This is a genomic window from Micromonospora sp. NPDC003197 (assembly GCF_053590565.1).
On the sequence record NZ_JBSFTE010000024.1, the window covers coordinates 30,323 to 43,182 of the forward strand.

General features: G+C 69.6%; 12 protein-coding genes. 6 read left to right on the forward strand and 6 right to left on the reverse strand.

Annotated features, from left to right (window positions below):
• Positions 1–277: 277 nt before the first annotated feature.
• The 3 genes from ACWDV4_RS23290 to rdgB all read left to right on the forward strand — a co-directional run bounded on the left by ACWDV4_RS23290 (position 278) and on the right by rdgB (position 2,501).
• Positions 278–1,024, forward strand: a complete 747-nt coding sequence (locus ACWDV4_RS23290) for an MBL fold metallo-hydrolase (protein WP_449982238.1) — start codon at positions 278–280, stop codon at positions 1,022–1,024.
• A gap of 146 nt (positions 1,025–1,170) precedes the next feature.
• Positions 1,171–1,899 (forward strand): ribonuclease PH, encoded by a 729-nt coding sequence (rph, locus tag ACWDV4_RS23295; RefSeq protein WP_449982241.1) that lies wholly within the window; start codon positions 1,171–1,173, stop codon positions 1,897–1,899.
• Complete coding sequence (gene rdgB, locus ACWDV4_RS23300) at positions 1,896–2,501, forward strand: RdgB/HAM1 family non-canonical purine NTP pyrophosphatase (protein ID WP_449982244.1); 606 nt, start codon at positions 1,896–1,898, stop codon at positions 2,499–2,501. Before rph ends, rdgB begins: the two co-directional genes overlap by 4 nt.
• A gap of 12 nt (positions 2,502–2,513) precedes the next feature.
• Here the strand turns inward: rdgB and ACWDV4_RS23305 are convergent, their stop codons facing one another.
• The gene (locus ACWDV4_RS23305; protein WP_449982247.1) at positions 2,514–2,771 is read right to left on the reverse strand and encodes a hypothetical protein; all 258 of its coding nucleotides are present in this window, start codon (positions 2,769–2,771) and stop codon (positions 2,514–2,516) included.
• Positions 2,772–2,899: 128 nt separating this feature from the next.
• Positions 2,900–3,445: a TetR/AcrR family transcriptional regulator gene (locus ACWDV4_RS23310; RefSeq protein WP_449982249.1), complete on the reverse strand. Its 546-nt coding sequence runs from the start codon at positions 3,443–3,445 to the stop codon at positions 2,900–2,902.
• A 124-nt stretch (positions 3,446–3,569) separates the two neighbouring features.
• Here ACWDV4_RS23310 and ACWDV4_RS23315 point away from each other — a divergent pair, with 124 nt between their 5' ends.
• The 3 genes from ACWDV4_RS23315 (at position 3,570) to ACWDV4_RS23325 (ending at position 7,288) form a co-directional block, all read left to right on the forward strand.
• Entirely contained in the window at positions 3,570–3,803 is a 234-nt protein-coding gene (locus ACWDV4_RS23315; RefSeq protein ID WP_449982251.1) for a hypothetical protein, read from the forward strand.
• Positions 3,800–4,651 (forward strand): alpha/beta hydrolase family esterase, encoded by an 852-nt coding sequence (locus ACWDV4_RS23320; RefSeq protein ID WP_449982254.1) that lies wholly within the window; start codon positions 3,800–3,802, stop codon positions 4,649–4,651. The genes ACWDV4_RS23315 and ACWDV4_RS23320 overlap by 4 nt, the downstream gene beginning before the upstream one ends.
• 303 nt (positions 4,652–4,954) lie before the next feature.
• Positions 4,955–7,288 (forward strand): WD40 domain-containing protein, encoded by a 2,334-nt coding sequence (locus ACWDV4_RS23325; RefSeq protein ID WP_449982257.1) that lies wholly within the window; start codon positions 4,955–4,957, stop codon positions 7,286–7,288.
• Positions 7,289–7,376: 88 nt separating this feature from the next.
• Here the strand turns inward: ACWDV4_RS23325 and hutH are convergent, their stop codons facing one another.
• The 4 genes from hutH to ACWDV4_RS23345 all read right to left on the reverse strand — a co-directional run bounded on the left by hutH (position 7,377) and on the right by ACWDV4_RS23345 (position 12,859).
• A complete protein-coding gene (gene hutH, locus ACWDV4_RS23330; RefSeq protein WP_449982260.1) occupies positions 7,377–8,924 on the reverse strand; it encodes a histidine ammonia-lyase in 1,548 nt (515 codons plus the stop codon).
• A 69-nt stretch (positions 8,925–8,993) separates the two neighbouring features.
• Positions 8,994–10,211, reverse strand: a complete 1,218-nt coding sequence (gene hutI, locus ACWDV4_RS23335; protein WP_449982418.1) for an imidazolonepropionase — start codon at positions 10,209–10,211, stop codon at positions 8,994–8,996.
• 40 nt (positions 10,212–10,251) lie between these two features.
• Positions 10,252–11,577, reverse strand: coding sequence for a formimidoylglutamate deiminase (locus tag ACWDV4_RS23340; RefSeq protein WP_449982263.1), 1,326 nt, complete (start codon positions 11,575–11,577; stop codon positions 10,252–10,254).
• Positions 11,578–11,611: 34 nt separating this feature from the next.
• The gene (locus tag ACWDV4_RS23345; RefSeq protein WP_449982266.1) at positions 11,612–12,859 is read right to left on the reverse strand and encodes an allantoate amidohydrolase; all 1,248 of its coding nucleotides are present in this window, start codon (positions 12,857–12,859) and stop codon (positions 11,612–11,614) included.
• Position 12,860: the final 1 nt, after the last annotated feature.

The following is a 12,860-nucleotide window of genomic DNA, read 5'->3' on the forward strand; positions in this document are numbered from 1 at the left end:
TCCTGCTCAGTGTTCTGGCTCAGCGATGATCGCTCGGCCTCCTACGCAGTGCAACGGAGAGGTAGCTTGGGCGTAACGCCTGATTTGGGTGAATTGCCCTGAACTGCGGTAGGTCGAGGTGGGGGGTGCTGTCACCTTGGCGACAACACGGAGCAGATCTTCGGTCCGCCTACTTGTCGCGGCGTAGGCTGCGCACCGTGGCAGACTCGCCGAAAACGATCTTCGAAGTGGTAGGGGGCGGGCTGTCTCCGGCCGCGGGCAAAAACGGGATAGCCAGATGCGATTGACTGTTCTGGGATGCGCCGGAAGTTTCCCCGGCCCTGAGTCGGCCTGCTCTGCGTACCTCGTGGAAACCGAAGGCTTCCGTCTCCTCATGGACTTTGGCTCCGGATCGCTCTCCGCACTCCAGCGTTACGTAGGGCTGAACGCCGTCGACGCCATCCTCCTCACCCACCTGCACTGCGACCACATCCTCGACGCGGTCAGCTACGTGGTCGTACGCCGTTATTCCCCGGACGGTCCGCAGCCACCGCTGCCGGTCTACGCGCCAGCCGGGGCCCCGGACCGCATCGCCCGCGCCTACAGTTCGGACGAGGAGCCGGTCGACGACGTCTACACCTTCTACGGCCTACAGCCCGGCAGTTTCCCCATCGGGCCGTTCTCGGTCACCGTCGACCGGGTCAACCATCCGGTGGAAACCTACGGCGTACGGCTGGAACACGAAGGGCGGGTGCTCTGCTACTCGTCGGACACCGCCCCATGCGAGGCGCTGCTGCGGCTGGCGCACGGCGCCGATGTGTTCCTCTGCGAGGCAAGCTACCTCGACGGAATGGACAACCCGCCGGACCTGCACCTGACCGGCCGGGAGGCGGGCGAGGCCGCGAACAAGGCCGAGGTCGGCAAACTGCTGCTCACCCACCTCGTCGCCGCGTGGGGCAGCGAGGCATCGACCTTCGAGTCCGCCTCCGCCGCCTTCGCCGGCCCGGTCGAGGTGGTCCGCCCCGGTGCCAGCTACGAGATCTGACCCGCGTCGCCGTGATGCCGTGCTGGCTGGGCAGCTGCGCGAGGCTACTGGGCAGGTGGGTTGGCTGGATGGGCGGGTCGGTTGGGGCTGGTCGGGCAACCGATACCCCAGGTCGGCGCGTTCCGGCGAACACATAGGCTTCCGGCATGGCGCGACCTGACGGGCGGCAGCCCGACCAACTCCGACCGGTGACCCTGACCCGGAAGTGGAGCATCCACCCGGAGGGGTCGGTGCTCGTCGAATTCGGCGACACGCGGGTGCTCTGCACCGCCAGCGTCACCGAAGGGGTGCCCCGCTGGCGTAAAGGCTCCGGACTCGGCTGGGTGACCGCCGAATACTCCATGCTGCCCCGAGCCACCACCACCCGCTCCGACCGGGAAAGCGTCAAGGGCCGCCTCGGTGGTCGTACCCATGAGATCTCCCGCCTGATCGGACGCAGCCTGCGGGCCTGCATCGACCTGAAGGCGCTCGGCGAGAACTCGATCGTGCTCGACTGCGACGTGCTCCAGGCCGACGGCGGTACCCGGACCGCCGCCATCACCGGGGCGTACGTGGCGCTGCACGACGCGGTCAGCTGGCTGGCCAGCCGCAAGGCCCTGGCCGGCAAGCCAGCAGCGGTGATGCACCGCTCGGTGGCCGCGGTCAGCGTGGGCATCATCGACGGGGAGCCCCGACTCGACCTGTGCTACGCGGAGGACGTCAGCGCCGAGGTCGACATGAACGTGGTCTGCACCGGAACCGGTGACTTCGTGGAGGTACAGGGCACCGGCGAGTCCGGGGTGTTCGCCCGCGCGCAGCTCGACGCACTGCTCGACCTCGGCGTGGCCGGCTGTGCCGAACTGACCGAAGCCCAACGAAAGGCACTCGCCGAATGATCCAGGTGCTACTGGCGACCCGTAACGCCAAGAAGCTCGCCGAGTTGCAGCGCATCCTCGACGGTGCGCTCGGTCCACAGCGGATCAAACTGGTCGGTCTGGCTGACGTCGCCGAATACCAGGAGGTCCCGGAGAGCGGGCTCACCTTCGGCGAGAATGCCCTGCTCAAGGCGCGGGAAGGCTGCCGGCAGACCAACCTGCCCACCATCGCCGACGACTCCGGCCTGGCCGTGGACGCGCTCAACGGCATGCCCGGCGTGTTCAGCGCCCGGTGGTCCGGTCGGCACGGCGACGACCGGGCCAACCTGGACCTGGTGCTCGCCCAGATCGCCGACGTCTCCGACGAGCAGCGGGGGGCGGCGTTCGTCTGCGCGGTGGCTCTGGTGCTGCCCAGCGGCAGGGAACACCTGGTCGAGGGGCGGCAGCCCGGCCGACTGTTGCGCACACCGCGCGGCGAGGGCGGATTCGGCTACGATCCGATCTTCCTCGGGGACGGGCAGGACCGGACCAACGCCGAGCTGACCCCGCAGGAGAAGGACGCGATCAGCCACCGGGGCAAGGCCCTGCGCGAACTGGCCAAGGTAGTCGCCAAGGTGCTCTAGTCCCAACGCCGTTCAGTTAGGGCGGTCGCTGGTTTGCCAAGGGTCGTTGGTGATGACGTCGACCAGGTCGATGGCGGTGTCGGCGATGACGCCGGCGGCGGCATAGCCGCGGTCGCCCAGCAGCAGCATTTCGGTACGTAGGCTACGGGCCAGTCGTGTGGCTTGGGTGATCTCACCGGCGGTGATGAGGCGGGTCAGCTCACCGAGATGACCCGCCGCGAACGGCCCGACGGCTACCGTGACCGTACGGGTTATGGCAATCTGATCCACCGAGCAGGGTTCCTGGTTCGGGTTGTCTTGGAGTGGCAAACCTTGATGCCGGAACCCCGCCTCTCACTCGAAGGCAGGGCCTGAGCTTCTGGCGGTCAGCCGTTCGCCCGGGGAAGCGCTCTCGGCGACTACTCCGCCGGAGTCGGAAAAACTCCCCGGAGGAATGCGTCGAGGTAGAGCCGCGCCCTCTCGCCGGTGGCTCCACTGCGCCGGATCGCATATGCCAGGCCGCATAGCAGCATGAGGACATCTTCAGGAGTCAATGGCGTGGGTGTAGCCGAGTCCCGCTGGGCGTGGGCGATGCCCTCAGAGAGGACCGCCAGCAGGGATGCTCGCGCCTCGGCCGTCATCGGCAGCGCGGGCGCGGGGTTGGTGGCGACGGTCGCGAAGTCGCCATCGGTCACCAGGATGTCGAGGGCGCGGGCAAGAAAGACTCGCAGGGACGCGGCATCCGTGATGTCGCGCGCTTGCGCCTCCAACTGTGCGAAGCCATCGTGTACGAGCGCCTCTGTCAGCTCTTCGACGTCCGCGAAGTGCCGGTAGACCGTTCCGACGCCCACCCCGGCTTCGTGCGCCACCGCATTCAACTGCAGGGGCTTCCCTCGGCGGCGCATCTCAGCGGCCGCGCCGAGGAGTCGCTGTCGGTTGCGCACCACATCGCCTCGTACCACCACGGCCCGATCCTAGCTGATCGACTCCCAAAGCGGATGGACTATCCGGCTACGTGATAGGCTTCGGATAATCTATCCGTTTCTTGGATTGACGATCCCACCTGTCGGCCGTCATGAGGAGGATCGAATGATCGTGACCGCGATCATCGCTGCGGTGCTGGCGTTGATGTTCGTGCTGAGCGGTATCCGGAAGCTTCCCGCTTCAGAGCGGGTGCGGAACGAGGCCGGGCACTTGCGGATACCGGTGCCGGCCTATCGGTCGATCGGTGGGATCGGCGACCCGGCAGCCCGCGCTCTACCCGCGATCGTCCTCGGGCTCCTGGTCGTCGCCGAGTTCGTCCTGCGCTTGGCATTCGTATGAGCAGCCTGCGCAGGCTCGTCGTGGCTGATCGCGAGCGGCGTTATCTTCTGACGTTGCCCGCCGTGCCCGCCAACGCGCCGCTCGTCATCGCACTGCACGGCTCGAACCAGACCCCGGAGACGCTGCGGCGCTTCGCTGGCCCGAGCTTCGACTCCCTCGCGGTCGACCACGGCTTCGTGGTGGCCTACCCGGAGGGCTACAAGAAGCACTGGAACGATGCCCGCACTACTGCGGGATTCGCCGCCCGCGCAGAGGGCTACGACGATGTCCTCTTCGTGCGGACGCTCATCGACGCCCTTGCCGCCGAGCCCGGCATCGACCGCTCGCAGGTGTACCTCATCGGCTACTCCAACGGCGGCCAGCTCGCCATCCGCGCCGCTCACGAGGCGGGCCAGCTCTTCGCGGGCATCATGCTCATCTCGGCGACGCAGCCCGCGCCAGAAATCTTCGCCCCCTCCGGCGACAGTCACGCCGCTTTTCCGGTCCTGATCGTCCACGGCACGAAAGACCCGAACGTGCCCTACCAGGGAGGGCCTGCGTCGCTGTTCGGTTTCCGCCCGCGTGGACTCGGCCTCTCCGCGCTCGACACCGCCGCATACTGGGCCGACCGCAACGGGATCACCACATCACCGATCGTGACCCCGCTGACTCCCCGCGAGTCGGACGGGACCCGCGTGGAGCGCAGCGATTTCCTTGACGGCATCCACTCACCCGTGCGCCTGATCACGATCGAGGGCGGCGGGCACGTCATTCCCGGCACGAAGCGAGCCCCCCGGATTATGGGGCGCACCTCGCGCCAGATCACCGCGGTCGACGAGTTCCTCGCATTCTTCGGGGGCGGACGATGAAGGAGGTAAGAATCGGCGCTGGCGCAGGATTCGCCGACGACCGCATGGACGCCGTGCTCGGCCCGGCGATGCAACGCGACACCAAGATCATCACAAGCATGGCGCCCGGTCGGATGCTACGAGGACATCGCGATCGTCTCGACATTCCTTCCCCGCGATCAGATCACCTACGGCGTCCAGATGCTCCACGCGGAGGCTGCGGCATGAGGCGCTACGACCTCGCGCACGCCCGGACCGAAGGCCCAGGCCGAGATGCGTTCTGCGGCTCAACAGGATTTTGATGTATTGCCATAGGGTGATCCGGTGGCACTGGGTGGGTATCGCCTCGGCATCGATTTCGGCACCTCATCGACGGTGGCGATGCTCGCTGGCCTGGACTCGCGGGCGAAGCCGTTGTTGTTCGACGCGTCTCCACTGTTGTCCTCCGGGGTGTTCGTCCGCCCGGGCACCGGCCCGCTGCTGACCGGGGTGGATGCCGAACGCGGGGCGTCGACCTACCCCGCTGGCTTCGAGGCCAACCCGAAGCGGCGAATCGATGACGGGGTGATCTGGCTCGCCGAGCGGGAGGTCGCCGTCACGGAGGCGATCGCGGCGGTGCTGTCCCGGGTAGCTGTCGAGGCGGTACGGGTGGGCGGCGGTCCGCCGGACGCTGTTCTGGTGACGCATCCGGCCGGGTGGAGTCGTACCCGGTTGGGTGTCCTCGCTGCTGCCGCGCAGCGGGCGCAGCTCGGTGAGTGCGGCTTCGTTGCCGAACCGGTTGCCGCTGCGGCGTACTTTGCTTCCGTCCTGGGCCGTGATCTCCCGGTCGGTCGGTCTCTCGTCGTCTACGACCTTGGTGCCGGTACCTGCGACGTCAGTATCGTTCGACGCGTCGGGGGTGGGCTTGAGGTGCTGGCCACCGCGGGGCTGGACGATGTCGGTGGCTTGGACCTCGACGCCGCTATCGTGGCCCATGTCCGGTCGTTGACGGCCACCAATACCGATGCATGGGGGCGGCTGGAGTGGCCGCAAACCCCCACGGACCTACGCGCCCAGCAACTGTTGTGGCGCGATGCCCGGATCGCAAAGGAACAGCTGTCCCGGCACGCCACGGCCGAGCTGCATGTTCCCCTTGTCGAAACGGTTGTCCATGTGACCCGCGACGAGTTCGAAACGATGGCCCGTCCGCATCTGGACCGCACCGTCGACCTTACCGCCGCGTTGCTGCGGGACATCGGCGTATCCAGGGGACACATCGCCGGCGTCTTCCTGGTCGGCGGATCCTCCCGGGTACCCCTCGTCGCCTCCCTGCTGCACCGTGCCCTGCGCATCGCCCCCACGGCTCTCGACTCCCCCGAACTCGTCGTCGCCGAGGGCGCTCTACACGTCCCCGCAATCACCCACGCACCAACCCGACCCGTGCCGGCAACACCAGCCATACCGACCCCGCCAGTCCTGGCGCCCACTGGCCTGGCGGTAGCACCGGCTACACCGACCCTGCCCGCCCCGCCGCCCCCGGCCGAGACCTCGACCTTTGGCGACAACGCCCACCACATCAAGCGGCCCACAGCAGCCGGCGTCATCCCCCGTGCGGTGAAGGCGGGAGACACCGGCGTTGCCACCACCCCTGTCCGCAGGTCACGCTGGTTGTCCCGGATTCGTCGCAGCAAAGCCGTCATCGGCGGCGCCATCGCCCTCGTACTGGCCATTGTCTTCGCCATCGGGCTCTGGGCCTCTCTGGGAAGCAGACCGGACCGCACCCTGACCGGCCACACCGACGTGGTTACGAGCGTGGCGTTCAGCCTGGATGGCAAGACACTCGCCACCGGCAGTCGGGACATGACCGTACGGTTGTGGGACGTGGCCACCGGCAAGAGCGCGGCCGCCCTGACCGGCCACACCGAATCGGTCGAGAGCGTGGCGTTCAGCCCCGACGGCAAGATCCTCGCCTCCGGCAGCGGGGACAAGACCGTACGGCTGTGGGATGTGGCCAGCGGCGCGACCACCGCCACCCTGACCGGACACAACGGCTGGATTACCAGCGTGGCGTTCAGTCCTGATGGCAGAACGCTCGCCACCGGTAACGGGGATGACACCGTACGCCTGTGGGAGGTGGCCAGCGGCAGGACGACCGCCATATTGACCGACGACGGCGACCTCGACGATGACGGCTGGGTTTCGAGCGTGGCGTTCAGCCCTGACGGCAAGCTGCTCGCCACCGCTGGCAACGACGACACCGTGCGGCTGTGGGATGTGGCTACCCGTAGGACCACGAGGATCCTGACCGGCCACTCCGCATCGGTGGAGAGCGTGGTGTTCAGCCCTGATGGCAAGACGCTCGCCACCGCTGGCAGTGACGGAACGATGCGGCTGTGGGATGCGGCCACCGGTACGGCCACCGCCACCCTGACCGGCCACTCCGCATCGGTGGAGAGCGTGGCGTTCAGCCCTGATGGCAAGACGCTCGCCACCGCTGGCAGTGACGAGACGGTGCGGCTGTGGGATGCGGCCACCGGCGGGAACAGCGCCACCATCGGCCACGGCGGCCCCGTCATCGGCGTGGTGTTCAGCCCCGACGGCAAGACCCTCGCCACCAGCGGCGGTGACGAGACCGTACGGCTGTGGAACGTCGACAGTCGGCGCTGGTGGCGTTTTTAGTCCGTGCTCCCGAACGCTTAGACGTTAGGAAGGGCCCCTTCCTATACAGAAAGCGATAAGAAGGGGCCCTTCCTTTCACCTCTTTCTTTCATCCAAGTGGGCCGAGGTGGGTCTCGATTGCGGACCGGAGTGCCCGGTTGGCGACCACGGACCGGGCAGCCTCCATGGCTGGGGCGAGGAAGATGTCCGGGCCGGGCTCCCCGGCGAACTCACGTACGGCGGCCACCGCCGCATGTCCGGCCGGCGACGGGACCAGTGGGGCCCGCAACTGCAATCCTCGTACGGCGGCCAGCAGTTCCACCGCGAGCAGGCTGGTCAGGTTGTCCAGCACGGTACGCAGCTTCTTGGCTGCCGCCCAGCCCATCGAGACGTGGTCCTCCTGCATGCCGCTGGTCGGCAGTGAGTCCACCGACGCTGGGGCGGCCAGCCGCCGGTTCTCCGCCACGATGCCGGCGGCGGTGTACTGGGCGATCATCAGGCCGGAGTTGACCCCGGCATCCGGGGACAGGAACGCCGGCAGGTCGCGGGAGCGGCACACGTCCAGCAGCCGGTCCACCCGGCGCTCCGAGATCGAGCCGACCTCGGCGGCGGCGATGGCCAGGAAGTCGGCGGCGAAGCCCAGCGGTGCGCCGTGGAAGTTACCGGTCGACTCCACCTGCCCGTTCGGCAGCACCACCGGGTTGTCGACGATCGAGACCAGCTCCCGGGCGGCAGTACCGTCCACGAAGGACAAGGTGTCCCGGGCCGCGCCGGCCACCTGCGGCGCGCACCGCATCGAGTACGCGTCCTGTACCGCGTGGGCCAGATCGTCCCGGTGCGAGTCCATGATCGCCGAGCCCTGGAGCAGCCGATGGATGTTGGCCGCCGAGACCGCCTGCCCTGGGTGCGGCCGGATGGCGTGCAGCTCCGGCCGGAATGGGCGCTCTGACCCGAGCATCGCCTCGATGGCCAGCGCGGCGGTGACATCTGCCATGGTGAACAGGTGCCGCGCGTCCTCGATCGCCAGCAACAGCATGCCGAGCATGCCGTCGGTGCCGTTGATCAGCGCCAGCCCCTCCTTGGCGGAGAGCGCGATCGGGGCCAGCCCGGCCCGCTGTAGGGCCACCGCCGCGTCCTCGCGTACCCCGCCCTTGCCGACCGTCCAACCCTCGCCGAGCAGCACCAACGCGCAGTGTGCCAGCGGGGCGAGGTCACCGGAGGCACCCAGCGAACCGTGCTCCGGCACCCACGGGGTGATGTCGTGGTTGAGCAGGTCGACCAGGGCTTGTGCGACCAGCGGCCGGACCCCGGAGTGACCGAGCGCCAGCGAACGCACCCGCAGCAGCATCATCGCCCGAACCACCTCACGCGGCATGGCCGCGCCGACCCCGGCGGCGTGCGAGCGGATCAGCGCGTGCTGCAACTCGGCCCGCCGTTCCGGGGCGACGAAGGTGTTCGCCAGTGCCCCGAACCCGGTCGAGACGCCGTACACCGGTCGCCCGTCCCGCTCGATGTCGTCGACGATCGCCCGGCTGGTTTCCATCGCTGCCACGGTCGCCGGGTCCAGGGTGACAATGGCGCTGCCCCGGGCCACTGCGAGCACATCGGCGGGGGAGACCCCGGTGGGCTGGACAGTCACAAAAATTTGCTCACTCATGCCGTCGCCTCGCTTTGCTCGTTGTCGGCATGAGTTATTTGCCTGTGCTTGTTGATTCGTTCGCTTCGCTCACTCATGCTGCGGTACTCCGTTGTGCAGGACCTGGCTGATCAGTGGAACCCCCGGCCGGTAGGCCAGGTGCAGGTAGGACGGGGCGGCCAGGACGACCAGGTCGGCCCGGGCCCCGGGACGCAGCACGCCGACGTCGTCACGGCGCAACGCCCGCGCGCCCCCGGCCGTCGCCGCCCACACCGCCTCCGCCGGGGTCATCCCCATCTCGCGTACGGCCAGCGCCACGCAGAACGGCATCGACGAGGTGTACGACGAGCCGGGGTTGCAGTCGGTGGCCAGGGCCACGGTGACCCCGGCGTCCAGCAGTCGACGTGCGTCCGGATAGGGCGAGCGGGTGGAGAACTCAGCCCCGGGCAGCAGCGTCGCCACCGTGGTGGTGTGCCCGCCGTCGGCACACATGCAGTCGAACCCGGTCGAGGCCAGCGCCTCGATATCGGCGTCGGACAGGTGGGTGCAATGGTCCACACTGGCCGCCCCGACCTCGACGGCGAGCTGCACACCCGGCCCGGGGCCGAGCTGGTTGGCGTGCAGCCGTACGCCCAGACCGGCGGCCTGCCCGACGGTGAGGATCGCCCGGGTGTGGTCGACGTCGAACGCGCCCCGCTCGCAGAAGACATCGATCCACCGGGCGTACGGCAGGGCTGCTTGCAACATCGGCCCACAGACCAGGCCCACGTAGTCGTCGGGCCGGTCGGCGTACTCGGTGGGCACCACGTGTGCCCCGAGGAAGGTCGTCTCGGTGGTGAACTCCCGGGCGATCCGCAGCGACCGAGCCTCCTCGGCGACGCTGAGGCCGTACCCGCTCTTGATCTCGATGGTGGTGGTGCCCTGCCTCAGCGCCTCGCGGTGCAGGCGCGCGACGTTGGTGCGTAGCTCGGCGTCGCTGGCGGCCCGGGTGGCGGCGACCGTGGTACGGATCCCGCCACCGGTGTACGGCTGCCCGGCCATTCGGGCCGCGAACTCGGCGGCCCGATCCCCGGCGAAGACCAGGTGCGCGTGGCTGTCCACGAACCCGGGCAGTACCGCCGCGCCTCCGGCGTCGATCCGGTGATCCGCCGCCGGGGCGTACCTGGCCGGGCCGACCCAGGCGATCCGGTCGCCCTCGACCAGCACCGCCGCCCCGCGCCGGATGCCGAGCGGGCCGCCCTCGCCGGTGCCGCCGACGTTGGTGACCAGCTCGCCAATGTTGTCGACCAGAAGACTGCGGTCGGCCAGCGGGCTCACGGGGTTACCTCGCTCTCGACTCCGGGGGCGATCACCGGGTCACCGCCTCGATCGTCTTACGCAACTCGGCCGGTACGTCGATGGTGACGTGCCGGCCGTCGCGCACCACCGGCCGACCATCCACCAGTACGTCGGTCACGTCGGCCGCGCTGGCTGCGAAGAACGCGCCGACCGGTGGCACACCCGCCGTGCGTACGCTGTCCAGCCGCACCGTGACCAGGTCGGCGCGCTGCCCGACGGCGATCCGGCCGGCATCACGCCAGCCCAGCGCCGCGTGCCCGGTGGCGGTGGCGGCGGTCAGCAGTTCGGTAGTGGTGAAGTGCCCGCGCCGCCGGGTACGCAGCCGCTCGTCCAGCTCGACTGCCCGTGCCTCCTCGAACAGGTCGATGATCGCGTGGCTGTCGCTGCCGAGGCTGAGCGGACTACCCGCGTCGGCCAAGGCTCGGGCCGGGCCGATCCCGTCGGCCAGGTCTCGTTCCGTGGTCGGGCAGAAGCAGGTACCGGTGCCGGTCCCGCCGAGCAGGGCCAGGTCGGCGTCGGTCAAATGGGTGGCGTGTACGGCCGTCGTGGCCGGGCCGAGTACGCCCCGGTCGGCCAGCAGTTCACTCGGGGTGCACCCGTACCGGGCCAGGCACGCCTCGTTCTCCGCCGGCTGCTCCGAGAGGTGGACGTGCAGCGGTTCCCCGCGCTCGTCCGCCCACGCGGTCACCACCGCCAGCTGTTCGGCGGGCACCGCGCGTACCGAATGCACCGCCGCGCCCACCCGGGCGTTGCCGCTGGTTGGCGCGAAGGCAGCGGCCCGCTCGGCCCAGCGGTACGCGTCGCCGTCGCTGAACCGGTGCTGCGCCCCGGTAAGTGGCTGACCATCCACAGTGGCGGTCAGGTAGCAGGTGTCGAGCAGGGTGATCCGGATGCAGGCCTGCGCCGCCGCCTCCACCAGCGCCGCGCTCATCGCATTCGGGTCGTGGTAGCGGCCCCCGTCCGGGCGGTGGTGCAGGTAGTGGAACTCGCCGACGCAGGTGATCCCGGCCAGCGCCATCTCCGCGTACGTCGCCCGGGCCAGGGCCAGGTAGCTGTCCGGGTCGAGGCGGTCGGCGACGGCGTACATCTGGTCCCGCCAACTCCAGAAGTCACCCCGACCGCCGTGGGTACGCCCACGCAACGCCCGGTGGAAGGCGTGCGAGTGGGCGTTGGCCAGCCCCGGCAGGGTCAGCCCGGCCAACCGTACGGCGCCTGGTCGTGCTGGCGCTCCGGTGGTCACCCCGGTTATCCGCCCGTCGGTGACCTCGATCAGCACGTCCGCCGTTGGTGCCGACGTGTCCGGCAACCAGGCGTACTCGGCGAAGTAGGCGGTCACCGGCTGCTCCCGTCCGGCTGACGTCTCCACATGGTCACTGGCATGCCAACTCCGTCAGTACCCGGGCCAGGGCGGCGATACCGGCGACGCAGTCGTCGTCGGTGGCCGACTCGGCGGGGGAGTGCGACACCCCGGTCGGGTTACGGACGAAGAGCATCGCCGTCGGTACGTGCGCGGCGAGCACCCCGGCATCGTGGCCCGCCCCGGTCGGTAACACCGGTACGTCCAGCAGGTCATGTATCCGTCCGGCCAGCCCCGGATCGAAGCCGACCAGCGGCGTCACCGACTCCTCGGACACCGACAACTCCGTACCGTCGCGGTGGGCCCGGTCGGCCGCCTTCGCCCGTACCGCCTCGACCAGGTCGGCCAGCGTCTCCGGCTCGGCGGCCCGGGCGTCCAGCCAGCCGGTCACCCGGGCCGGGATGGCGTTGGTGGCGTTCGGTTCGGCGTGTACCCGGCCGATGGTGGCGTGCGCGCCGCGCAGCCGGGCCTCCTTGTTCGCCGCGAGCACCGTGAACGCGTAGGTGAGCATCGGATCGCGGCGGTCGGCCATCCGGGTCGTACCGGCGTGGTTAGGCTCGCCGGTGAAATCGAACCGCCACCGGCCGTGCGGCCAGATCGCGCTCGCCACCGCGACCGGCGAGCCCAGGTCGACCAGCGCGCGGCCCTGCTCGACGTGCAGTTCCACGAAGGCACCGAGTTGGCCGACCAGTTCCGGGCGGGCCCCCACCGGCTCGCCGCCGAACGCGTCGGCCAGGCGTACGCCGTCCCGGTCGGTCAGGGCCGCCGCCCGCTGCGGGCTCAGCGCGCCGGTCAGTAGCCGCGACCCCAGACACGGTACGCCGAACCGGGCCCCCTCCTCCTCGGCGAAGGCGACGATGCCGAGCGGCCGGGTCGGGGTGACCCCGGTCCGGCGCAGCTCGTCGACGGCGAGCAGGGCGCTGACGATGCCGAGCGGCCCGTCGTAGCCGCCGCCGTGTGGCACCGAGTCGAAGTGGCTGCCGGTGAGTATCGCGTTCCCGCCACGCTCGGCGTCGGGCGCGCCCCCGGCGGCCGGGTCGCCCCACCAGGCGAAGAGGTTGCCGTTGCCGTCGTCGGTGACCGGCATCGACCGTTGGGCGGCCTGCTCCCGGAACCAGTCCCGCAGCCGCAGCTCCGGCTCGGTCCAGGTGTAGCGCAGGTAGCCGCCGGTGTGTTCGTCCCGCCCGATCGGGGCGAGCTGGTCCCACAGGTGGCGAAACCGGTTAGGAAGGGACCCTTCCTCTACAGAATGCGATAACAAG